Source organism: Microbacterium sp. LWS13-1.2, from assembly GCF_040144835.1.
Taxonomy (GTDB): domain Bacteria; phylum Actinomycetota; class Actinomycetes; order Actinomycetales; family Microbacteriaceae; genus Microbacterium.
On the sequence record NZ_CP151632.1, the window covers coordinates 558,096 to 580,614 of the forward strand.

Below are 22,519 nucleotides of genomic sequence, written 5' to 3' on the forward strand. Positions count from 1 at the left end.
GTGACCACCGACACGGGAACCGACCGCGTCAAGCGCGGCCTCGCCGAGATGCTCAAGGGCGGCGTCATCATGGACGTCGTCACCGTCGACCAGGCGAAGATCGCCGAGGACGCCGGTGCCGTCGCCGTCATGGCGCTCGAGCGCGTGCCGGCCGACATCCGCGCCCAGGGCGGCGTCTCGCGCATGAGCGACCCCGACATGATCGACGGCATCATCGACGCCGTCTCGATCCCGGTCATGGCGAAGGCGCGCATCGGCCACTTCGTCGAGGCGCAGGTGCTGCAGGAGCTCGGCGTCGACTACATCGACGAGTCCGAGGTGCTCTCGCCGGCCGACTACGTGAACCACATCGACAAGTGGAGCTTCACGGTCCCCTTCGTGTGCGGCGCCACCAACCTGGGCGAGGCGCTGCGGCGCATCAACGAGGGCGCCGCGATGATCCGCTCGAAGGGCGAGGCGGGCACCGGCGACGTGTCGGAGGCCACCAAGCACATCCGCACCATCTCCAGCGAGATCAACCGACTTACGTCGATGTCGAAGGACGAGCTGTACGTCGCCGCCAAGGAGCTGCAGGCGCCTTACGACCTGGTGGCGGAGATCGCCGAGACCGGCAAGCTGCCGGTCGTGCTGTTCGTCGCCGGCGGTGTCGCTACGCCTGCCGACGCTGCGATGATGATGCAGATGGGTGCGGACGGCGTGTTCGTCGGCTCGGGCATCTTCAAGTCGGGCAACCCCGCCCAGCGCGCGGCCGCCATCGTGAAGGCCACCACCTTCTACGACGACCCGAAGGTCATCGCCGACGTGTCGCGCGGCCTCGGCGAGGCGATGGTGGGCATCAACGTCTCCGACCTCCCCGCTCCGCACCGGCTCGCCGAGCGCGGCTGGTGACGACGCCGACTCCGCGGGTCGGCGTCCTCGCACTGCAGGGGGATGTCCGTGAGCACGTGCGCGTGCTCACGGGCCTCGGCGCCGAGGTGACGACGGTGCGCCGCCCGGCGGAGCTCGCCGCCATCGACGGGCTCGTGCTCCCCGGCGGCGAATCGAGCGTCATCGACAAGCTCTCCCGCGCGTTCGGCATGCGCGAGCCCGTGCGCGCGGCGATCGCGGCCCGCATGCCGGTCTACGGGACCTGCGCCGGCCTCATCCTGCTCGCCGACCGGATCACCGACGGCATCGTTGGCCAGCAGACCTTCGGCGGGCTCGACGTCACGGTGCGCCGGAACGCCTTCGGCAGCCAGGTCGACTCGTTCGAGGTCGACCTCGACGTGCCGGCCCTCGGCGAGCCACCGGTCCATGCGGTGTTCATCCGAGCGCCGCTGGTCGAGGAAGCCGGCGACGGCGTCGAGCGGCTCGCGGTGCTGGACGACGGGCGGGTCGTCGCAGTGCGCCAGGGCTCGCTGCTCGGGACCGCTTTCCATCCCGAGGTGACGGGCGAGCACCGCTTCCACGCGCTGTTCCTCGACATGGTGCGCGAGCGGCAGCGCTGACGACGTGGGGACGACACGTCGGGGTAGATTCTGACTCATGACGATCAACGACTGGTGGCGCGAGCATCCCGAGGAGCGCTACTGGATGATCGCCCCGTCGCGCGGCGTCGTCGGCGATGCGCTGTCAGCACCGAAGGCGGCGGACGAACGGCGATTCGAGTGGTCGCACGAGCTCGTCGGGTACACCGAGCCGGGCGACACGCTGTTCGTCTGGGACCGGACCCTTCCGGTGCCCGGCATCGCCGCGTGGGGGAGAGTGCTCGGTCCTCTCGGCGAGGAGACGCGAGCGCGTCGCGGCGACGACCTGCCTCATTGGCGGATGCCGATCAGCGACACCCTGCGGCTTGCCGCTCCGATCACCCTCCCGAGCCTCCGACGCGTCGGCGGTGAGATCGTCGCCGTGCGCGATCGGGTGGAGCAGCTCACGGAGGGACCGGTCTACTTCCCGTTCATCGGCTCGGCCGAGACGCTGGCGCCCGCACCGGCGTACCTCACCAAGGTGCCGCGCGACCTCGTCGCGCTGCTCTCGTCGCGATTCGGCTTCGAGTTCGCACTGTAGCGCTGCCGGCGGGAGGGGAACGCCGCGGCGAGCAGGTGCTGCGCAGCATTGATCGCGAACCCGCTGCGCCGCGGGGAATAGAATTGTCCGTCGGCGGTGGCCGCGCCGGATGGCGCCGGCCGACGCGACCCGCCGACGAGCGTGAATTCAGGAGGACCATGTCCGGGCATTCCAAGTGGGCAACGACCAAGCACAAGAAGGCGGTCATCGACTCTCGCCGTGCGAAGTCGTGGGCCAAGCTCATCAAGAACATCGAGGTGGCGGCCAAGCTCGGCGGCCCCGACCTTCAGGGCAATCCGACACTGTTCGACGCGGTGCTCAAGGCCAAGAAGACTTCGGTCCCGAAGGACAACATCGACCGCGCGATCAAGCGCGGCGCGGGCATCGGCGGCGAGTCGGTCGAGTACTCGTCGATCATGTACGAGGGGTACGGCCCCAACGGCGTCGCCCTGATGATCGAGTGTCTGACCGACAACAAGAACCGCGCCGCGGCGGAGGTGCGCACCGCACTCACCCGTAACGGCGGCACACTGGCCGATCCCGGCAGCGTGGCGTACAACTTCACCCGCAAGGGCGTCATCGTCGTCGGCGGCGAGACGACCACCGAGGACGACGTCATGCTGGCCGTCCTCGAGGCCGGCGCTGAAGAGGTCGAGCCGCACGCGCAGGGCTACGAGGTCATCACCGAGGCGTCCGACCTCGTGACCGTCCGCTCGGCGCTGCAGGACGCCGGGATCGACTACGAGTCGGCAGACGTCGAGTTCGTCCCGAATCTCAAGGTCGAGGTCGACGCCGACACCGCGCGCAAAGTCTTCCGCCTCATCGACGCCCTCGAAGACAGCGACGACGTGCAGAACGTCTACAGCAACTTCGACCTCACCGCAGAGGTGCAGGCCGAGCTCGAGAACGACGAGGACTGAGCACGACGGTCCGCACGCCTGCCCCGGCGCCGCCGGCGCGCGGACCGGAGCCTGAGGGCGCCCGGACCGGCCGCGGTCAGGCGCGCCTGGCCGCGGCATCCGGCATCCTCGCCTAGCGTGGGGGAGTGGCATCCGGAACCTCTCGCGGTCGTCTGCGCGTGCTCGGGATCGACCCGGGCCTGACGCGCTGCGGTGTGGGCGTCGTGGATGTCGCACCCGATCGCTCCGCGACCCTCGTGCACGTGGGCGTCGTCCGGTCGGATCCGGGCGCCCCGATCGAGGAGCGTCTGGCGCTGATCGCCGCCGGGCTGCGTGCCGTGCTCGACGCGCACGCGCCCGACGTGGTCGCGGTGGAGCGCGTGTTCGCGCAGCACAACCGCGCCACGGTGATGGGCACCGCGCAGGCGAGCGGCATCGCCCTCCTCGTCGCGGGGGAGCGCGGCATCGCCGCCGCCACGCACACGCCGTCGGAGGTGAAGGCCGCGATCACCGGCTACGGCAACGCCGACAAGCGGCAGGTGCAGACCATGGTCGCCCGAGTGCTGCGGCTGGACGAGCTTCCCAAGCCCGCCGACGCCGCGGACGCTCTCGCTCTCGCGCTCTGCCACGCGTGGCGCGGGGCACCCAGCACGACGGCGGCGTCCGGACCCCTCACGCCGGCGCAGCGCGCCTGGGCCGACGCGGAACGCGTCGCCCGCCGCTGACCTCGCTCGAGCGCCGATCGAGAACGACGGCTGCGTGTCGCTCGAACAAACGTCCGAACCGCACCGTAGGCTCGATCCATGATCTCCTCAGTCCGCGGCACCGCTGTGCACGTCGATGCGGATGCGGTCGTCGTCGAAGTCGGGGGAGTCGGCCTCCACGTCGCAGTGACGCCGCAGGTCGCGCGCGGCACCCACCTCGGCGATGACATCACCCTCCATACGTCGCTCATCGTCCGCGAGGACGCCCTGTCGCTGTTCGGCTTCGAGTCTCGCGAAGAGCTGACCGTGTTCGGTCTGCTCCTGGGCGTCACCGGCGTCGGCCCGAAGTCCGCGCTCGGTGTGCTCGCGACCCTGACGGTGCCGCAGATCGCCGACGCCGTCTCGGCCGACGACGATGCACCGTTCCGCCGCGTCTCGGGGATCGGCCCGAAGACCGCCAAGCTCATCGTGGTGCAGCTGGCCGGCAAGATCGCCGTGACGCGGCCGGCCGCCCCGGGCGGCACGGATGCGGCCCCCTCCGCCGCGATCCCGTCACAGGTCGTGGAGGCGCTGGTCGGGCTCGGCTGGTCCGAGCGTGTCGCGATCGAGGCCGTCGACACGGTCGCCGCCGAGGCGTCCGACGCGGATCGGGCATCGGTGCCCGCCCTGCTGCGGCGGACCCTCGCGACGCTCGGGCCCGCGCGGAAGGAGCCCGTGAGTGGTTGACGTGCGCGAAGCCGACGAGCCGGTCGACGAGACGGAGCTCGCCATCGAGGGCGCGCTGCGCCCCTCGTCGCTCGCAGAGTTCGTCGGACAGCAGAAGGTCCGCGGCCAGATGCAGCTGCTGCTCGATGCGGCCCGCATCCAGCAGCGGCCCGCCGATCACATCCTCCTGTCGGGCCCTCCGGGGCTCGGCAAGACGACCCTCGCGATGATCGTCGCCTACGAGAGCGGGCGCCCGCTGCGCCTCTCGAGCGGGCCCGCGATCCAGCACGCGGGCGACCTCGCGGCGCTGCTGTCGAGCCTCACGCCCGGCGAGGTCCTCTTCATCGACGAGGTGCACCGCATGGCGCGCGCGGCCGAGGAGATGCTGTACCTCGCGATGGAGGACTTCCGCATCGACATCATGGTCGGCAAAGGCGCGGGGGCGACGAGCATCCCGCTCGACCTCGCGCCGTTCACCCTCGTCGGCGCGACGACGAGGTCGGGACTCCTGCCGAACCCGCTGCGCGACCGCTTCGGCTTCACCGCCCACCTCGAGTACTACGAACCCGAAGAGCTCGAGCGGGTGATCGAGCGCTCGGCGGCGATGCTCGGCGTCACGCTGCCGCCGGCTGCTCGCGCCGAGATCGCACGACGCTCGCGCGGCACGCCCCGCATCGCGAACCGCCTGCTGCGTCGTGTCCGCGACTACCTGGTCGTCCACGGCCGGACCGGTGCCGACATCGCCGCCGTCGACGCCGCACTCGACCTCTACGATGTCGACAGGATCGGCCTCGACCGGCTTGACCGCGCCGTGCTCGACGCTCTCGTGCGCCGCTTCCGCGGCGGCCCGGTGGGTCTCGGCACGCTGTCCGTCGCGGTGGGGGAGGAACCAGACACGATCGAGTCCGTCGTCGAGCCGTACCTCGTGCGCATCGGCTTCATGGGCCGCACGCCGCGCGGACGCATCGCCATGCCCGAGGCCTACGCCCACATGGGTGTGCCGGCGGCCGACTCGGTGCTGGGATTCGATGACCTATAATCGCTGGAGGCTTCCGCCCACCCCCGCCTGCAAGGCAACGCCGCCCGCGGCGACTGCCTCATCCGAAAGGTGCTTCCAGCTCCCATGGACTTCGCTACGTTCCTGAGCAATTACGGCCTCATCATCCTGCTGGTCGTGCTCCTCGTCTTCATGTTCTGGAGCTCACGCCGCCGCATGCAGAAGCAGAAGGCGGAGCAGGAGGAGAAGGCCCGCCAGACGGTGCCCGGCTCCGAGGTGCTGCTGCAGGGCGGCCTCTACGGCACGATCGTCTCGTACGACGCCGACAATCTCGACCAGCCCGCGATCGTCGAGCTCGCGCCCGGCGTGCAGATCAAGGTCCACAGCCAGGCCATCCTGCGCGTCGTGACCCCCGAGGTCGGCGTCGTGACCGAGGACGAGTACCTCGCCGCCGAAGAGAGCCACGCTGAGTACGCCGAGGGCGTCGCGAACGGCGACATCACCTCGATCAGCGACGACCAGAGTGCCGCCGGCGGCAAGGACAAGATCGATCCCGACGCCGAGCCCGGCACCAAGCCGCAGGGCTGAAGCACGTCCGTTCGCCCGTTCGGGCTCTCAAGAAAGCAAAGACGTGGCGACATCCACCCCCGTCCGGCATGCATGGCGCGCGCTGACCGGACTCCTCGCGATCACCGCGATCCTGTTCGGCATCAACGCGCTCGGCGTGTACGTGTTCGGTCAGAGCTCCTGGACGCCGGCCCTCGCCCTCGACCTGCAGGGCGGCACCCAGATCGTCCTCGAAGCGCAGACCGAGGACGGCGCCGACCCCTCCGCTGAGCAGATGGAGCAGGCGGTCACGATCATCCGCCAGCGCGTCGACGCATCCGGCGTCGGCGAGGCCGAGGTGACCACCCAGGCCGGAAACCAGATCGTCGTGCAGATCCCGGGTCAGGCCGACGAGGAGACCCGTAACCGCATCGAGGCCTCCGCGCAGCTCCAGCTGCGCGCGGTGCTGTATGCCGGCGACCCGGCGACGGAGTTCGTGGGCGAAGACGGCAACGCCACGCCGTACCCGACCCCCGACCCGACGCTGCAGGCGACGCCGACGACTGCGCCCACCGACGGCAGCGACACGGCGTGGATCACCCCCGCGCTGCAGGCCGAGTTCCTCGCGTACGACTGCGCGGACCCGGACAACGATCCTGCGAACGCGCCCGCCGACGAGCCGCTCATCACCTGCGACGCCGACGGTTCGGTGAAGTACATCCTCGGTCCGGTCGAGCTCGACGGCTCGTCGATCGACGATGCGACGTTCGGCCTGCAGCAGACCAACAACCAGTGGGCCGTCAACCTCTCGTTCGACGGTGAGGGCACGACGACGTTCGGCGAGATCAGCCAGCGGCTGTACGGCGCGCAGGCGCCGCTCAACCAGTTCGCGTTCGTGCTCGACGGCTACGTCCTCTCGGCGCCGTCGATGAACGGCGTGATCCTCGACGGCAAGCCGAGCATCACGGGCAGCTTCACCCAGGAGTCGGCGAAGGTGCTCGCCGACCAGCTGAAGTACGGCGCACTGCCGCTGAGCTTCACCGTGGAGAGCTCGAACTCGATCTCGGCGACGCTCGGATCCCAGCAGCTGCAGATCGGTCTCATCGCGGGTCTCATCGGCCTCGTGCTCGTCGCGATCTACTCGCTTATCGTGTACCGCGCGCTCGGCTTCATCATCATCGCGTCACTGGCGGTGATGGCGGTGCTCACCTACGTCACACTGTGCATCCTCGCCTGGCGCATGGGCTTCCGCCTGTCGCTCGCCGGCGTCGCGGGCCTGATCGTGACGATCGGGTTCACGGCGGACTCGTTCATCGTGTACTTCGAACGCATCCGCGACGAGCTGCGCGACGGCAAGTCCATCACCGCAGCGGTGGAGGACGGCTGGGGCCGCGCGAAGCGGACCATCTACATCTCGAAGTCGATCAACATCCTCGCCGCCGTCGTGCTGTACATCCTCGCGGATTCGACGGTCAAGGGCTTCGCCTTCACCCTCGGCCTCACCACCGCGATCGATGTCCTCATCTTCATCCTGTTCACCCACCCGGTGCTGCAGCTGCTGGCACGCACACGGTTCTTCGGTTCGGGGCATCCGCTGTCCGGGCTCGATCCGACGGCGCTGGGCGCGGTCTACCGCGGCCGCGCGCAGTTCCGCGAGCCCGTGGTCGCCACCGGAGCGGCAGGACGTCGAAACGTCAAGGCCCGTGGCGAAGCCGCCCGCCGCCAGACCATCGCCGAGCGGAAGCAGGCCGAACTGGCCGCCGCCGACAGCGCGAAACCCGGCAAGACCCTCAAGGAGGGAGACGACTGATGCGCTCCATGAGCCAGCTCGGCAACGACCTCTACACGGGCAAGACGTCGTTCCCCTTCGTCGGCCGGCGACGCCTGTGGTTCCTCATCGCCGCGATCCTCGTGATCGGCTCGGCGCTGGTGCCGCTGTTCCGTCCCATCCAGTTCTCGATCGAGTTCACCGGCGGATCCCAATTCACCGTCAGCGGCGTGGCATCGCCGGTCGATCAGTCGCTCGCCACCGACGCCGTCCTGTCAGTCGTGCCCGAAGCGACGACGAAGGTCGTCACGATCGGCGAGGACGCCGTGCGCGTCCAGACCGACCAGGTGACGGATGCCGAGAGCCGCGAGATCTCGACGGCCCTCGCCGAGGCGTACGACGTGCCCGAAGCCGAAGTCAGCTACGCGTTCATCGGTCCCAGCTGGGGCGCCGATGTGACGCGAACGTCGCTCTGGGGTCTCGCGATCTTCCTCGCCCTGACGTTCATCATCCTGGCGCTGTACTTCCGCACCTGGAAGATGTCGGTCTCGGCCATCATCGGCCTGGTGGACGTGCTCGTCATCACGATCGGCGTCTACGCCCTGTTCGGCTTCGAGATCTCGCCGGCGGCCGTCATCGGCTTCCTGACGATCCTCTCGTACGCCCTCTACGACACGACCGTCGTGTTCGACAAGATCAGGGAGAACACCGACGAAGACGGCGAGGTCTCCGGACGCACGTTTGGCGAGTCCGTCAACCTCGCGGTGAACCAGACCCTCGTGCGCTCGATCAACACGACGATCGTCGCGATCCTGCCGACCGGCGCGATCCTGTTCATCGGTCTCATCTGGGCCGGCGCGCAGACGCTCACCGACCTGTCGCTGTCGATCTTCGTGGGAACGATCGTGGCCGCGTACTCGACGATCTTCGTCGCGGCGCCGCTGTACTCGCTGCTGCGTGAGAACGAGCAGCCGATCAGGACGCGCGACACGCGCGTCGTGGCGGCGCGCGAGCTGGCGGGCACCCCGGCCTGAGGCCTCGCCGCTCGGGCGTAGGATTGGGAGGTCCGGCGGAGGGGAGGGAATCGCATGACCGAGACCGTTCCCCCCGCCCAGTCCTCGTCGCTGCGGCGCCTGGTGCCGCGGATCTTCTCGCGCTCCGCGCGCCGGGATGACGTCGAGCAGCTCCTGCGAACGGTGCGCACGCACCACCCGAAGGGCGATCTGTCGATCGTCGAGCGCGCCTACTCGGTCGCCGAGAAGGCGCACTCCGGGCAGGCTCGCCAGAGCGGCGAGCCGTACATCACCCACCCGCTCGCCGTGGCGCAGATCCTCGCGGATCTCGGGCTCGGCCCCCGGGCCATCGCCGCCGCGCTCCTCCACGACACCGTCGAAGACACCGACTACTCGCTCGAGACGCTCACGAGCGAGTTCGGCGACGAGGTCGCCATGCTCGTCGACGGCGTGACCAAGCTCGACAAGGTCAAATACGGCGAGAGCGCGCAGGCCGAGACGGTCCGCAAGATGATCGTCGCGATGTCGCGCGACATCCGCGTGCTCCTCATCAAACTGGCCGACCGCCTGCACAACGCGCGCACATGGGGATTCGTCCCGCCCGAAAAGGCGCGCAAGAAGGCCACCGAGACCCTCGAGATCTACGCGCCCCTCGCGCACCGGCTCGGCATCCAGGCGATCAAGTCCGAGCTCGAGGATCTCTCGTTCGCGGTGCTGCACCCGAAGCTCTACGCCGAGATCGACAGCCTGGTCAAGCAGCGCACCCCGCAGCGCGAGCAGTACGTGCAGAACGTCATCGCCTCCGTCGACAGCGACCTTCGGGAACTGCGGATCCGCGGTCGCGTGATGGGCCGGCCGAAGCAGCTGTACTCCGTGTATCAGAAGATGGTGGTGCGCGGCCGCGAGTTCGACGACATCTACGACCTCATCGGCATCCGCGTGCTCGTGGGCAGCGTTCGCGACTGCTACGCCGTGCTCGGCGCGATCCACGCACGCTGGACGCCGCTTCCGGGGCGCTTCAAGGACTACATCGCGACACCGAAGTTCAACCTCTACCAGTCGCTGCACACCACGGTCATCGGTCCCGGCGGCCGCACCGTCGAGATCCAGATCCGCACGCACGAGATGCACCAGCAGGCGGAGTACGGCGTCGCCGCCCACTGGAAGTACAAAGAGCAGATGAACGGCGCCAAGCCGGACTCCAAGTCCCTCGACACCGACATGGCCTGGCTCGCCCACATCTCCGACTGGCAGGCCGAGACGGCCGACCCGGGGGAGTTCCTCGACTCGCTGCGCTTCGAGATCGGCGCCAAGGAGGTCTACGTCTTCACGCCCAAGGGCCGCGTGATCGGGCTTCCTGCGGGTGCGACCCCCGTGGACTTCGCCTACGCGGTGCACACCGAGGTGGGTCACCGTACGATGGGCGCGAAGGTGAACGGCCGCCTGGTGCCGCTGGAATCCGAGTTGAAGAGCGGCGACGTCGTCGAGGTGTTCACCTCGAAGAACCCCGATGCCGGACCGAGTCAGGACTGGCTCGGGTTCGTCCGGAGCACCCGCGCGCGCAACAAGATCCGCGGCTGGTTCACGAAGGAGCGCCGCGAGGAGGCGATCGAGCAGGGCAAGGAGTCGATCGCACGCGCGATGCGCCGGCAGAACCTCCCCTTGCAGCGGCTCATGAGCCAGGACTCGTTCACCGAGGTCGCCCACCTGCTGCGCTATGAGGACGTCTCGGCGCTGTACGCCGCGGTCGGCGAAGGTCACGTCTCGACCCAGTCGGTGATCGAGAAGGTCACCGCGCTGGTCGCCGCCAACGACACGACGACCGGTCCGATCGACCTGCCGGTCGTCGGACGGACCCGCGCACCGCGCGGCGGCGACTCGGGAGTCCTCGTCCGCGGCGCCCCCGACATCCTGGTCAAGCTCGCGAAGTGCTGCACCCCGGTGCCGGGCGATGAGGTCGTCGGCTTCGTGACCCGCGGCAGCGGCGTCTCGGTGCACCGGACGGACTGCACCAACGTCAAGTCCCTGATGGACAACCCGGAGCGCATGATCGACGTCGAGTGGGCTCCCACGACGAAGAGCGTGTTCCTCGTGCAGATCCAGGTCGAGGCGCTCGACCGCTCGGGCCTGTTGAGCGACGTCACCCGCGTGCTCAGCGAGCACCACGTGAACATCCTCTCGGCGACGGTCTCGACGTCGAACGACCGCCTGGCTCTCAGCCGCTTCGTGTTCGAGATGGGCGACATCGTCCACCTCGACCGGGTGCTCAACGCCGTGCGCCGCATCGACGCCGTCTACGACGTGTACCGCGTCACGTCCTCCTGAAGCGCGGCGGTCATCATCTCCCGCAGGCAGGCGAGGGCCGCGTGCTTGTGGGGGAGCGTGCCAGCCTCGAGCCGCGCGATCGCGCGGGTCGAGGCACCCGGATCCGAGCCCGCCAGCAGGCGCGCCGCTCGCGTGTGCTCGGCGTCGCCCACGCGGGCGAGGTCCGCGAGCGTGCGTTCGGGGGTGGTCACGTGCACGCCCCCGATCAGGTGCAGGTCCTCCGCGGTGACGGCGAGGTCGCGGTAGACGAGCTGCCGATCGGGCACGACGTGGAGGCGGCGCGACACGGCACGCTGCACGGTGTGACGCGCAGGCGGCGCGGGCAGTCCGCCGTGGATCCATGCCGCGGTCAGATGCGTGGCCGCAAGGGTGTCACCGAGTGTGCGCACCAGCGAGCCGGCGCGCAGCGCCGGCGTCTCGACCGCATCGGCGGGCATGTAGGCGTCGCCCAGCGACACCAGGTGCCCGTCGAGGCAGGCGGCCGTCAGCTCGGCGTTCGAGAGCCGGTCATCCGCGAAGTACAGGAAGGGCGATCCCACGTCCGAAGTCTGCCGCACCGTCGCCGGACGACGGATGCCGCCGCCGGCCGCCTGTGGACAACCCGGGCGCCGAGGACGTCACGCCTCGAACGACGGCTCAGCCGCCGAGCGCCTTGAGCCACGTACGCCGCGCCTCCAGCGCGTCGGACGCGTTCGCGATCGCCCGCTCGTCGCCCGACTTCTTGGCTGCCTCGAGTTCGTCCTCCAGCTTGCGGATCGCATCCGTCAGCTGGCGGGTCATGTCGTTCGCGCGGGCCTTCTGCTCCGGGTCGTTGCGCTTCCAGTCGGCCTCCTCGCGCGAGCGCAGGGCGTTCTCGATGCGACGCAGCTCGTCGTCGAGCGAGCGCTCGGTGTCGCGCGGGAAGATCCGGCCGACCTCGTCCCAGCGCCGCTGCACGGCCGTCAGGGTCGCACGCGCCTTCGCGATGTCGCGTTCGTCGGAGACGGGCTTCGCCTCCTCGAGAAGCGCCCGCTTCTGCTCGATCTTCTCGCGCGAGGCCTCGAGATCAGCGGTCTCCCGCTCGATCCGTGCGCCGTACAGCGCATCGCCTGCAGCCTTGAACCGCGCCCACAGGGCGTCGTCCACCTTCTTGCCGGCACGACCGGCCGTCTTCCACTCGTCGAGCAGCTCACGGTAGGCGGGGATGCCGTCCTCGCCCTTCGGGGCGAGGGCCTCGGCCCTCTCGACCAGGCGGGTCTTGCGGTCGCGAACGCCCTTGTGCGCCTCGTCCAGCTCGGCGTAGAACGCGCGGCGGTGCTTGTCCACCGTTGCCCGGGCGTCGCGGAATCGCTTCCACAGCTGCTGGGCGGTCGACTTGGGCAGTCGAGGTCCGTTCTGCTGCTGCGCCTGCCACTGGTCGAAGAGCGCGTTCAGCTCGGTGGTCGCCTGCTTCCACTGCACGGTGCGCGGGTCGCGGGTGGCCAGGGCCTCGGCCTTCTCGACGAGTTCGGTGCGCGCCTTCACCGCGTCGTCGACGGCCTCGCGGGCGGCGACGGCCTCGGTCTCGGACTCGGCGGCGAGGGTCTTCGTGAGTGCGGCGACGCGAGCGACCAGGCTCGCGAGATCGCCGACGGCCGCGGCGTCCTGCAGCTTGCCGTTGATGGTGCGGGCGGTCGAGCGCAGGTCGGACGCGGATGCCCCGCCGCGGCGGTGGCGCACTTCGAGCAGCGTCACCTCGCTCGCCAGGTCGTTGTACTTGCGCTGGAAGTAGGCGAGCGCCTCTTCGGCCGAGCCGTCGGGGTACTGTCCCACGACCCGCCACCCGTCGGCCTCGCGGACCGAGACGGTACCGTCGTCGTCGACACGGCCCCACGGTTCACCCGCAGACGCGGCAGCGGCGGACGGGACCGTCTCGACGATGACCTCGACAACCTCGACCTCGGTCACACCGGACTCGTCCACGACCTCGACGACGTCCACCCCGACGACCTCGATGTCGACGACCTCGGGCTCGCCCTCGGCCGCGTCGTCGCCGGCTGCGGGCATCTCGTTCGGGGCCGATTCCTCAGCTGCGGCAGGCTCCGCCACCTCAGTGGGCTCCACCGCGTCAGCCGATTCCTCGGCGGCGGCGAGCTCTTCCACCTCAGCCGGTTCCACCGCGTCAGCGGGTTCATCGGCCGCGGCGGGCTCGCCGGCGGAGGCTGGATCCTCGACGTCTGTCGGTGGCGCCGCGACATCCGCCTCGGCGGGGGCTGCGGCATCCGCGTTCTCCGCCGTCTCGGCGTCGTCCACGCTGGTCGGGTTCTCGTTGCCGGCGCCTCCGGGGAGCTCGGTGGCGTCGGTCTCGGGCTGGGAGTCTGCTGCGGCAGTCACGGGATGCACCTCATCGCGGCTCGCACCGTCTGTAGGGAGTAGGACGGCTCACAGCCTAGTACGGGGAAGGCCTCGCCTCCGATGCCGTTGCGGCTCGACAGGGGAGATGTCAGGGGGTCGGCGCCGGCGTCGCGCTCGGCTCCGGCGTCGCGGTCGGCGAGGGGGTCGGCTCCGGCGTCGTCGCCGTGGGAGTCGGGGTAGACGAGGGTGACGGAGCCGGGGCACCCGGACCGGCGACGAAGTACGCCGTCTGCGCGCCGATGAGGCCGAGGACGATGACCCCGCCGAGGATGCCGGCGATCAGATTGTCGCGGGTGCGGCGGCGCGCCTGCCCCTCGTGGAACTGGCGTCGCGCCTCATACAGACGCGCGCGCTCCCGCGCAGCCCGCGCATCACGGTTCTTGCCACCGGTCGCCACGTGACCTCCTCGTTCACCTTGTCTCGGGCGCTTCGCCCTGCCCGCTCGCCCGGTGCGACCGAGGAAGTTCTCGGCGTGCCGGCCGTGCGGCGTGTGCCCTCGGGACGGCGCCCGGGCGGCTTGATCCTACGGGGCGGCACGACGGCGGCCAAACCGCCGCCGATCCGGTGTCGCGGGCGCGGGATAGCCTGGTGACGTGACCAGTCCCACCGCGCTCTTCCAGGGGCTGACGCCCCTGGCCGTGCGCATGCGTCCGACCTCGCTCGACGAGGTGGCAGGGCAGTCGCACCTGCTGCAGCCCGGCTCACCCCTCGTGACGCTCGCCAATCCCGAGGCCGCGGCCCGCGCCGCGACGTCGGTGATCCTCTGGGGGCCGCCGGGAACCGGCAAGACCACGCTCGCGCAGGCCATCGCACGCTCATCGGGCCGGCGCTTCGTCGAGCTGTCCGCGGTCACCGCCGGCGTGCGCGACGTGCGCGAGGTCATGCAGGAGGCGCTCACCCAGCGCGATCTCTACGGGCAGTCCACGATCCTGTTCCTCGACGAGATCCATCGGTTCACCAAGGCGCAGCAGGACGCCCTGCTCCCGGGTGTCGAGAACGGCTGGGTCGTGCTCATCGCAGCGACCACCGAGAATCCGTCGTTCTCGATCATCTCGCCGCTGCTGTCGCGCTCGCTCCTGCTCACGCTCAAGCCCTTGACCGACGACGACCTCCGCATGCTCGTCGACCGGGCGGTCGCCGATCCCCGGGGCCTGTCGGGCGCCGTCGCGCTCGGCGACGAGGCCCGCGACGCGCTCGTGCGCCTCGCCTCGGGCGATGCCCGCCGGGCGCTGACGGCGCTCGAGGCCGCGGCGTCGCTCGCCGTCCCGCCCCAAGACGAGGACGACGACGAGGACGACGAGGCGGGCGGCGACGGCGAGGACGCAGCAGCGGCTGTCCCCGTGATCACTCCGGAACACGTCGCACAGGCCGTCGACCGTGCGCTGCTGCGCTACGACCGGCAGGGCGACGAGCACTACGACGTGATCAGCGCCTTCATCAAGTCCATCCGCGGCTCTGATGTGGATGCCGCGATGCACTACCTGGCGCGGATGATCGAGGCGGGGGAGGACCCGCGCTTCATCGCCCGGCGCCTCATCATCTCGGCCGCGGAAGACATCGGACTGGCCGACCCCCAGGCTCTGCCGATCGCGGTGGCGGCAGCCGATGCCGTGCAGCTCATCGGCATGCCCGAGGGCCGCATCCCGCTCGCGGAGGCGACCGCCTATCTGGCGACGACCGCCAAGTCCAACGCCGCGTACCTGGCCATCAACGCAGCGATCGCCGACGTGCGCGCCGGCGGCTTCGGACGCGTGCCGGTGCACCTGCGCGACGCGCATTACGCCGGTGCGAAGCGACTCGGGCACGGCAAGGGGTACGTGTATCCGCACGACGCCGAGATCGGCATCGCCGCGCAGCAGTACCTGCCCGACGAGCTGCGCGGACGCCGGTACTACGAGCCGAAGGCGCTCGGTGCCGAACGCGATCTCCAGGCGCGTCTGGAGAAGATCCGCCGCATCCTCGACGGCGAGCGATGATCGCGTTCCGCATCGGGGCGGATCGCCCGGCAGCGGCTCCCCGCGCGGCCGCTGCCGTCGCCGCGGGGCACTCATAAGAGCCAGGCGCCGGGTCTGGTAAGGTTGAGGGGCTCGAAACGCAGTTTTCGGGCATCCCCTCTCTTCCTGACCTACCTTCCGGCATGCCCCGGCGTGCAGTCCGGACAGGGCGAAGACAGGGCGATACGTCCGCGGGCCGTGAAAGACACGGCCGCGTCATCGAAAGGAACACTTCGTGGCAACGAAGTCCCAGGACCGCCGCAAGGTCCGTCTCTCCCGCGCCCTCGGCGTCGCGCTGACCCCCAAGGCAGCCAAGTACCTCGAGAAGCGCCCCTACGCGCCGGGTGAGCACGGCCGCACCAAGCGCAAGCAGGACAGCGACTACGCCGTCCGCCTCCGCGAGAAGCAGCGTCTGCGCGAGCAGTACGGCATCCGCGAGAAGCAGCTGCGCATCCAGTTCAACGAGGCCCGTCGCACCCAGGGTCTGACCGGTGAGAACCTCGTCGAGCAGCTCGAGATGCGTCTGGACGCCCTCGTGCTGCGTGCCGGCTTCGCCCGCACCACCGCGCAGGCGCGTCAGATGGTCGTGCACCGCCACATCCTCGTGGACGGCCAGCTCGTCGACCGCCCGTCGTTCCGCGTGAAGCCGGGTCAGCTCATCCACGTCAAGGCCAAGAGCGAGGGCATCGAGCCCTTCCAGGTCGCAGCGCTCGGCGGTCACGCCGAGGTCCTGCCGCCCGTTCCGGGCTACCTCGAGGTCGAGCTCGACAAGCTGCAGGCCCGTCTCGTGCGTCGCCCCAAGCGCGCCGAGGTCCCCGTGGTCTGCGACGTCCAGCTCGTCGTCGAGTACTACGCGGCTCGCTGACGCTTCGAGAGATCCAGCGACAGCAGTCGTACGAACGAAGGGCGCCGGGATCTTCCCGGCGCCCTTCGTCGTCCCCGCCTCACCGTCATGGACAGTGGGCGTGCCATGAGCGTTTCGGCATACGATGGTGGGATGCCGCGCCCCGGCGGCCCCGCGAGGAAGTGGTGACATGAAGAACCTCCTGTGGTTCCTGTTCGGCATCGCCGGCGGGTTCGTGCTCGCACACATGATGAACAAGGACCCGCGCGGCCACGAGATCCTCGCCGACGTCGACGCCCGCATCACGGAGTTCACCGATCGCATGGGCGACGCGTACCGCGAGCAGGAAGCCCGGTTCGCGGGTCTGGTCGGCGACGTGCGGGATGCCGCCGCCGATGCGGCGAACTCTGCCCGGGCCGCAGCGTCCGGTGTCGCCGAGAACGTCGCGGACGCCGTCGAAGACGCCGCCGACAAGCTCGCCGACTGACCGCGGGGTCTTCTCCCGCCCGCACGCCCCCGGGCCCGTCGTCAGACGCCCGAACACGCCCGCACACGCACGCCCGCACGCACACGCAAGGACCCGCATGAAGACCGCCGAGATCGCACAGCGCTTCCTCGATTACTTCGAGAAGAACGGCCACACCATCGTCCCCTCGGCATCGCTGGTGACCGATGACCCGGCCCTGCTGTTCACGGTGGCCGGCATGGTGCCGTTCATCCCGTACCTCTCAGGCGACGTCCCCGCGCCGTACGCGCGTGCCGCGGACAACCAGAAGTGCATCCGCACCAACGACATCGAGGAAGTCGGCAAGACCCCGCGTCACGGAACCTTCTTCCAGATGCTGGGCAACTGGTCGTTCGGCGACTACTTCAAGGAAGGCGCGATCCGCTACGCCTGGGATCTGCTGACGAGCCCCGAGGCCGACGGCGGGCTCGGCTTCGACCAGAAGGACCTGTGGGTCACCGTCTACGAGGAGGACGATGAGGCGCACGACCTCTGGCTGAAGCTCACCGACCTGCCCGAGGAGCGCATCCAGCGCCTCGGCAAGGACACGAACTACTGGAGCACCGGCCTTCCGGGCCCCGCAGGACCCTGCTCGGAGATCTTCTTCGACCGCGGTCCGGAGTACGGCATCGACGGCGGCCCCGCCACCGACGACGACCGCTACGTCGAGATCTGGAACCTCGTGTTCATGCAGTACGAGATCACCAACGTGCGCTCGAAGTACGACTTCGACATCGTCGGCGAGCTGCCGAACAAGAACATCGACACCGGCATGGGCCTGGAGCGGATCGCGTTCATCAAGCAGGGCGTCGACAACATGTACGAGACGGACCAGGTGCGTCCGGTTCTCGACAAGGCGGTCGAGCTGTCGGGCCGCACGTACGGCGCGGACCACGAGGACGACGTGCGGTTCCGCGTCGTCGCCGATCACGTCCGCTCGTCGCTCATGCTGATGTCGGACGGCGTCACTCCCGCCAACGACGGCCGCGGCTACATCCTGCGCCGCCTCATGCGCCGCGTGATCCGCTCGATGCGTCTGCTGGGCGTCGACGGGCCGACGTTCAGCGTGCTGTTCGAGGCGTCCCGCGACGCGATGAAGGACGCCTACCCGGTCGTCGATGCCGACTGGGCGCGCATCTCGCAGTACGCCCTCGCGGAGGAGGCGACCTTCCTCCGCACGCTCGCGGCGGGGGAGTCCCTCCTCGACGAGTCGCTCGCCGAGACGAAGGCGACCGGCGGCACCACGCTCACCGGGTCGGAGGCGTTCCTGCTGCACGACACCTATGGCTTCCCGATCGACCTGACGCTCGAGATCGCCGAGGAGGCCGGCCTCAGCGTCGACCGAGCCGCGTTCGACGGCCTCATGCAGGAGCAGCGCGCCCGCGCCAAGGCCGACGCCCGGGCGCGCAAGCGCCAGCTCGCCGACACCAGCGTGTATCGCGATCTGCGCGCGCAGGGCGAGACCGTCTTCACCGGCTACACCGATCTCGAGGCGGAGTCGCAGGTGCTCGGCATCCTCGTCGACGGAATCTCGGTCGACCGCGCGAGCGTGGGTCAGATCGCCGAGGTGATCCTGGCCGAGACCGCGCTGTACGCCGAGTCCGGCGGCCAGGTCGCCGACAAGGGCGTCATCGTCGGCCCCGGCTACGAGCTCGAGGTGCTCGACGTGCAGAAGCCAGTTCCCGGGCTCATCAGCCACACCGTCGAGGTGTCGACGGGCGAGGTCGGCGTAGGTCAGCCCGCGACGACGGTGGTGGATGCCGCGAACCGCCGCGCCGCCCGACAGGCGCACTCGGCCACGCACCTGGTGCACGCGGCGCTCCGCGACACCCTCGGCAAGACCGCGACGCAGGCCGGCTCGCTGAACCGCGCCGGCTATATGCGCTTCGACTTCTCGTGGGGTCAGGCGCTGTCCGACGCGACCAAGACCGAGATCGAGGAGATCGCCAACAACGCGGTGCGCGACAACCTCGAGGTGACGACGCGGGTGCTGCCGCTCGACGAGGCGAAATCTCTCGGTGCGATGGCGCTGTTCGGCGAGAAGTACGGCGACACGGTGCGCATGGTCGACATCGGCGGCCCCTGGTCGCGCGAGCTGTGCGCGGGCACGCACGTGTCGGCGAGTGCCGAGATCGGGCTGATCAGCCTGCTCGGCGAGTCGTCGGTCGGAGCGTCGAACCGACGGGTCGAGGCGCTCGTCGGCCTCGATGCGTTCCGCTCGCTGGCGGCCGAGCGCGCCATCGTGTCGCAGCTCACGTCGTCGCTGAAGGCGCCGCGCGAACAGCTGCCGGCGCGCATCGCCGAGCTGCAGGCCAGTCTCAAGGCCGCGGAGAAGAAGATCGCGGCATTCGAGTCCAAGGCGCTCGGCGACCGGCTGCCCGCCCTCGCGGCGGCCGCGGCCCGTGTGGGCGACACGCTCGTCGTCGCCGAGTCTCTCGGCACGGCGGCCTCCGCCGACGACGTCCGCTCGCTGGCGCTGCAGGTGCGCGAGCGCCTGGGCTCCGACGCCGCCGTCGTCGCGCTCGGCGCCGTGGTCAACGAACGGCCGGTCGTGATCGTGGCCACCAACGAGGCCGCGCGCACCGCCGGGGCCAAGGCCGGCGTGCTCGCCAAGAGCGCTGCCGGCGTCCTCGGCGGCGGCGGCGGCGGACGCGACGATGTGGCGCAGGGCGGTGGAACGGATGCCGCGGCCCTTGCCGCGGCGCTGACCGCCGTGAAGGACGCGCTCGGCGCGTGATCGGGAAGTGCCGGTGAGCGGTTTCAGGCGGGGCAGGCGGCTCGGCATCGACGTCGGCAAGGCCCGCGTGGGCGTCGCCACGAGCGATCCCGACGGCCTGCTCGCGACACCGGTCGAGACGGTCCCACGCGACGACGCCTCGGTGGCGCGGATCGTGGCGCTGGCCGATGAGTACTCGGTGGTCGAGCTGCTGGTGGGCCTGCCCATGAATCTGCGGGGCGAGGACACCGCTTCCACCCAGGACGCGCGCGACTTCGCCGCCGCCCTGGCGGCGGCATCCGCTTTCCCGGTGCGGCTCGTCGACGAGCGTCTCTCGACCGTCTCGGCGCACGCGGCGCTGCGCAGTTCGGGCAGATCACAGCGATCTTCGCGTAGCATCGTTGACCAGGTCGCCGCGGTCGTCCTGCTCCAGCAAGCGCTCGACGTCGAGAAGAGCACCGGACGACCTCCCGGAATCCCCGTCCCCCAGGAGCCCGCCTGATGCCCGACTCATCGCCCGACGGCGAAGCAGTTCCCCCGTCGCGCCGCGCTGCCCGTGAGGCGGCGAAGCGAGCCGCGACGGGTGCGACGCCGACGACACCGGAGATGACGCCCGGGATCGCACCAGCGCCCGCCTCGGCGACTCCGGCACCCGCGGAGCCCGCAGCCACCTGGGAATCGCTCATCACCGGCGCCACTCCCGTCGTCGGGAGCGGTTCCACTCCGCCCGCGCCGGCGTCCGCGCCCGCCGCGCCCGCGCCGGCCACGCCCGCGTCCTCGGAGGCGCCCGCCGCCACCGAGGAGCCCGCACCGGGCAGCGGCTTCCAGCCGGTGCCGCTGCGCACGCCCCGCCCGACGCAGCCGATCCCGGTCGAGGAGTCCCCGGCCGACGACGATGCCTGGCTCTTCGCGGCCGCCGGCTCCGGGCCGGCCATGCCGTACAGCCGCGGTGCCACCGCTCCGTCCGCCTCCGCGGCACCCACCGGCGGCCGCGCGGCAGCAGCCTCCCGCCCGGCCACGGACGGCGAGCCGCCGATGCGGACGACGGCGACGCTCGACGACCTGTTCAGCGGTTCCGGCTCGACGGAGGACATCGGACGCGTGCCCCCACCTCCCGACAAGAAGCGCCGGCGCATCGGCGGCTGGATCGCGCTCGGCATCGTGCTCGTGATCCTCGGCGGCATCGCCGGCGGCGCGTACTACGTGTGGACGACGTACGAGGACCAGATCCGCGAGGTCATGGGCTGGGAAGAGCCCAAGGACTACGAGGCCGGCCTCGCCAACGGCCAGGTTTTCGTCACGATCGCATCGGGCGACACCGGATCGCCCATCTCGCAGTCGCTGTACGACGCGGGAGTGACCAAGACCCCCGACGCCTTCTACGACTACCTGATCACGACCGGGCAGAACCCGATGTTCCAGCCCGGCGTGTACAAGCTCCAGAAGCAGATGACGAGCGAGGCGGCGCTGGCGGCCCTCCTCGAGCCGGCGAACAAGCAGGAGTTCACCGCGCAGATCCCCGAGGGCTTCACGCTCGACGGCACGCTCGAGCGGATCTCCGAGGGCACCGGCATCCCGCTCGCCGACCTCCAGGCTGCCGCCGCCGACCCGTCTCAGTACGGTGTTCCCGTCGATCCGGCCATCGTCGCGGCAGGGGGGCAGCCGCTCGAAGGCTGGCTGTTCCCGGCGACCTACACGTTCGACCCCAGCGTCACGGCGCAGTCCGCGATCCAGACGCTCGTCGACCGAACGGTGCAGTCGCTCGATGCGGCGGGCGTTCCCGCCGAGGACCGCCAGCGCATCCTCACGGTCGCCTCGATCATCCAGCGCGAGGCGCGCTACGAGGTCGACATGCAGAAGGTCTCGCGCGTGATCCAGAACCGCCTCGATCCCAGCAACCAGGAGACCTTCGGCAAGCTGCAGATGGACTCGACGGCGCAGTACGGCTACGGCGAGATGCACGACGGCACGGTGAGCTCGTCCGAAGAGGCGCTGAACGACCCGAACCCGTGGAACACGTACTACCACGCGGGGATGCCGATCGGTCCGATCTCTAACCCGGGTGACGTGGCGATCGACGCGGCCATGCATCCCGCGGACGGGCCGTGGCTGTACTTCGTGACGGTCAACCTCGACACGGGCGAGACGATCTTCACGAGCACGTACAGCGAGCACCTGGAGTACGTGGACCAGTGGCAGCAGTGGTGCAGCGAGAACCCGGACCGGGGGTGCTGAGCCCCGAGGCGACGCGTCTCGAGGTCTGGGGCGATCCGATCGCGCACAGTCGCTCGCCGCAGCTGCACGCCGCGGCGTACGCGGTGCTCGGTCTGGACTGGTCCTATGGGCTGCGCCGCGTCGACGAGGCGTCGTTCGCACGCGAGCTGACCGAGCTCGACGACAGCTGGCGCGGTCTCTCGCTCACGATGCCGCTGAAGGGCGTGGCCTTCGCGGCGGCATCCACCCGCGACCGCCGGGCCGAGCTGACCGGCGCCGTCAACACGCTGCTGCTCGATCCCGCCGGTCCGCGCGGTTTCAACACCGATGTCGGGGGCATCGTGCGCGCCCTCGCCGACGACGGGATCACGACGGTCGCGCACGCCCGCATCGTCGGCGCCGGTGCCACGGCGACCTCCGCCCTCGTCGCTCTGTCCGAGCTCGGGGTCGAAGAGGTCGACGTGGTCGCACGCCGGCCCGAGGCGGTGGCGCCGCTGGCCGAGCTCGGTCGTCGGCTCGGCATCGCGGTCCGGACGGTCGCATTCACGGCATCCGATCACCGCGCCGCGGAGCTCACCATCGCGACGCTGCCGGGGGATGCGCCGGTGACGGATGCCGCCGCCGACGCGCTCGCACGCTCCGGCGGCCTGCTGCTGGATGTCGTCTACGGCCACTGGCCCACCGCCCTGTCGGCCGCGTGGGATCGAGCGGACCGCGTCGCGCGGTCGGGGCTCGGGATGCTGCTGCACCAGGCCCTGCTGCAGGTCCGGATCTTCCGGAACGGCGACCCGGACGCGCCGCTCTCGAACGAGGCGGAGTCGCTCGAGGCGATGCGCAGCGTGCTCGAGGAGCCGACGACGGCGTAACGGC

21 protein-coding genes are annotated in these 22,519 nt (G+C 70.3%); 18 read left to right on the top strand and 3 right to left on the bottom strand.

Annotated features, from left to right (window positions below; genetic code table 11):
* The first annotated feature begins 48 nt into the window (after positions 1-48).
* The 11 genes from pdxS (at position 49) to MRBLWS13_RS02740 (ending at position 11,003) form a co-directional block, all read left to right on the top strand.
* A complete protein-coding gene (gene pdxS / locus MRBLWS13_RS02690) occupies positions 49-888 on the top strand; it encodes a pyridoxal 5'-phosphate synthase lyase subunit PdxS (RefSeq protein ID WP_349428966.1) in 840 nt (279 codons plus the stop codon).
* Entirely contained in the window at positions 885-1,487 is a 603-nt protein-coding gene (gene pdxT, locus MRBLWS13_RS02695) for a pyridoxal 5'-phosphate synthase glutaminase subunit PdxT (RefSeq protein WP_349427526.1), read from the top strand. Before pdxS ends, pdxT begins: the two co-directional genes overlap by 4 nt.
* A gap of 37 nt (positions 1,488-1,524) precedes the next feature.
* A complete protein-coding gene (locus tag MRBLWS13_RS02700; RefSeq protein WP_349427527.1) occupies positions 1,525-2,046 on the top strand; it encodes a hypothetical protein in 522 nt (173 codons plus the stop codon).
* 158 nt (positions 2,047-2,204) lie between these two features.
* A complete protein-coding gene (locus MRBLWS13_RS02705; protein WP_308867250.1) occupies positions 2,205-2,966 on the top strand; it encodes a YebC/PmpR family DNA-binding transcriptional regulator in 762 nt (253 codons plus the stop codon).
* A 125-nt stretch (positions 2,967-3,091) separates the two neighbouring features.
* Positions 3,092-3,670 (top strand): crossover junction endodeoxyribonuclease RuvC, encoded by a 579-nt coding sequence (gene ruvC, locus MRBLWS13_RS02710; protein ID WP_349427528.1) that lies wholly within the window; start codon positions 3,092-3,094, stop codon positions 3,668-3,670.
* Positions 3,671-3,748: 78 nt separating this feature from the next.
* Entirely contained in the window at positions 3,749-4,375 is a 627-nt protein-coding gene (gene ruvA, locus MRBLWS13_RS02715) for a Holliday junction branch migration protein RuvA (RefSeq protein WP_349427529.1), read from the top strand.
* Positions 4,368-5,393: a Holliday junction branch migration DNA helicase RuvB gene (gene ruvB / locus MRBLWS13_RS02720; protein WP_349427530.1), complete on the top strand. Its 1,026-nt coding sequence runs from the start codon at positions 4,368-4,370 to the stop codon at positions 5,391-5,393. The genes ruvA and ruvB overlap by 8 nt, the downstream gene beginning before the upstream one ends.
* Before the next feature lie 84 nt (positions 5,394-5,477).
* Positions 5,478-5,939, top strand: a complete 462-nt coding sequence (locus MRBLWS13_RS02725; protein ID WP_349427531.1) for a preprotein translocase subunit YajC — start codon at positions 5,478-5,480, stop codon at positions 5,937-5,939.
* 43 nt (positions 5,940-5,982) lie between these two features.
* Positions 5,983-7,707, top strand: a complete 1,725-nt coding sequence (gene secD / locus MRBLWS13_RS02730) for a protein translocase subunit SecD (RefSeq protein ID WP_349427532.1) — start codon at positions 5,983-5,985, stop codon at positions 7,705-7,707.
* The gene (gene secF, locus MRBLWS13_RS02735) at positions 7,707-8,699 is read left to right on the top strand and encodes a protein translocase subunit SecF (protein WP_349427533.1); all 993 of its coding nucleotides are present in this window, start codon (positions 7,707-7,709) and stop codon (positions 8,697-8,699) included. Before secD ends, secF begins: the two co-directional genes overlap by 1 nt.
* Before the next feature lie 54 nt (positions 8,700-8,753).
* Positions 8,754-11,003, top strand: a complete 2,250-nt coding sequence (locus tag MRBLWS13_RS02740; RefSeq protein WP_349427534.1) for a bifunctional (p)ppGpp synthetase/guanosine-3',5'-bis(diphosphate) 3'-pyrophosphohydrolase — start codon at positions 8,754-8,756, stop codon at positions 11,001-11,003.
* Here MRBLWS13_RS02740 and MRBLWS13_RS02745 read toward each other — a convergent pair.
* From MRBLWS13_RS02745 to MRBLWS13_RS02755, 3 genes are all read right to left on the bottom strand, one after another.
* Positions 10,973-11,542, bottom strand: coding sequence for a hypothetical protein (locus MRBLWS13_RS02745; RefSeq protein WP_349427535.1), 570 nt, complete (start codon positions 11,540-11,542; stop codon positions 10,973-10,975). The genes MRBLWS13_RS02740 and MRBLWS13_RS02745 overlap by 31 nt on opposite strands.
* Before the next feature lie 97 nt (positions 11,543-11,639).
* On the bottom strand, positions 11,640-13,028 hold the full coding sequence (locus tag MRBLWS13_RS02750) for a DUF349 domain-containing protein (protein ID WP_349428967.1): 1,389 nt from the start codon (positions 13,026-13,028) through the stop codon (positions 11,640-11,642).
* Between the two features lie 436 nt (positions 13,029-13,464).
* Positions 13,465-13,773, bottom strand: coding sequence for a dioxygenase (locus MRBLWS13_RS02755; protein WP_349427536.1), 309 nt, complete (start codon positions 13,771-13,773; stop codon positions 13,465-13,467).
* Between the two features lie 196 nt (positions 13,774-13,969).
* On the opposite strand from MRBLWS13_RS02755, the gene MRBLWS13_RS02760 reads away from it, so the two are divergent.
* The 7 genes from MRBLWS13_RS02760 (at position 13,970) to MRBLWS13_RS02790 (ending at position 22,515) form a co-directional block, all read left to right on the top strand.
* Complete coding sequence (locus MRBLWS13_RS02760; RefSeq protein ID WP_349427537.1) at positions 13,970-15,352, top strand: replication-associated recombination protein A; 1,383 nt, start codon at positions 13,970-13,972, stop codon at positions 15,350-15,352.
* A gap of 253 nt (positions 15,353-15,605) precedes the next feature.
* Complete coding sequence (gene rpsD, locus MRBLWS13_RS02765) at positions 15,606-16,235, top strand: 30S ribosomal protein S4 (RefSeq protein WP_141894533.1); 630 nt, start codon at positions 15,606-15,608, stop codon at positions 16,233-16,235.
* Between the two features lie 169 nt (positions 16,236-16,404).
* Positions 16,405-16,701 carry an ATPase gene (locus MRBLWS13_RS02770; protein ID WP_349427538.1) on the top strand — a complete coding sequence of 99 codons (297 nt, stop codon included), beginning with the start codon at positions 16,405-16,407 and terminating at the stop codon, positions 16,699-16,701.
* A 97-nt stretch (positions 16,702-16,798) separates the two neighbouring features.
* On the top strand, positions 16,799-19,456 hold the full coding sequence (alaS, locus tag MRBLWS13_RS02775) for an alanine--tRNA ligase (protein WP_349427539.1): 2,658 nt from the start codon (positions 16,799-16,801) through the stop codon (positions 19,454-19,456).
* Between the two features lie 13 nt (positions 19,457-19,469).
* Entirely contained in the window at positions 19,470-19,937 is a 468-nt protein-coding gene (gene ruvX / locus MRBLWS13_RS02780; RefSeq protein ID WP_349427540.1) for a Holliday junction resolvase RuvX, read from the top strand.
* The gene (gene mltG / locus MRBLWS13_RS02785; protein ID WP_349427541.1) at positions 19,937-21,670 is read left to right on the top strand and encodes an endolytic transglycosylase MltG; all 1,734 of its coding nucleotides are present in this window, start codon (positions 19,937-19,939) and stop codon (positions 21,668-21,670) included. Before ruvX ends, mltG begins: the two co-directional genes overlap by 1 nt.
* Positions 21,640-22,515 carry a shikimate dehydrogenase gene (locus MRBLWS13_RS02790; RefSeq protein ID WP_349427542.1) on the top strand — a complete coding sequence of 292 codons (876 nt, stop codon included), beginning with the start codon at positions 21,640-21,642 and terminating at the stop codon, positions 22,513-22,515. The genes mltG and MRBLWS13_RS02790 overlap by 31 nt, the downstream gene beginning before the upstream one ends.
* Positions 22,516-22,519: the final 4 nt, after the last annotated feature.

Bases quoted from the DNA above. Each gene is read 5' to 3' on its own strand.
- alaS (WP_349427539.1), top strand. From the start codon at position 16,799: ATGAAGACCGCCGAGATCGCACAGCGCTTCCTCGATTACTTCGAGAAG.
- MRBLWS13_RS02770 (WP_349427538.1), top strand. From the start codon at position 16,405: ATGAAGAACCTCCTGTGGTTCCTGTTCGGCATCGCCGGCGGGTTCGTG.
- MRBLWS13_RS02700 (WP_349427527.1), top strand. From the start codon at position 1,525: ATGACGATCAACGACTGGTGGCGCGAGCATCCCGAGGAGCGCTACTGG.
- secF (WP_349427533.1), top strand. From the start codon at position 7,707: ATGCGCTCCATGAGCCAGCTCGGCAACGACCTCTACACGGGCAAGACG.
- mltG (WP_349427541.1), top strand. From the start codon at position 19,937: ATGCCCGACTCATCGCCCGACGGCGAAGCAGTTCCCCCGTCGCGCCGC.
- MRBLWS13_RS02725 (WP_349427531.1), top strand. From the start codon at position 5,478: ATGGACTTCGCTACGTTCCTGAGCAATTACGGCCTCATCATCCTGCTG.
- MRBLWS13_RS02705 (WP_308867250.1), top strand. From the start codon at position 2,205: ATGTCCGGGCATTCCAAGTGGGCAACGACCAAGCACAAGAAGGCGGTC.
- ruvA (WP_349427529.1), top strand. From the start codon at position 3,749: ATGATCTCCTCAGTCCGCGGCACCGCTGTGCACGTCGATGCGGATGCG.
- MRBLWS13_RS02740 (WP_349427534.1), top strand. From the start codon at position 8,754: ATGACCGAGACCGTTCCCCCCGCCCAGTCCTCGTCGCTGCGGCGCCTG.
- MRBLWS13_RS02750 (WP_349428967.1), bottom strand. From the start codon at position 13,028: ATGCCCGCAGCCGGCGACGACGCGGCCGAGGGCGAGCCCGAGGTCGTC.
- pdxS (WP_349428966.1), top strand. From the start codon at position 49: ATGCTCAAGGGCGGCGTCATCATGGACGTCGTCACCGTCGACCAGGCG.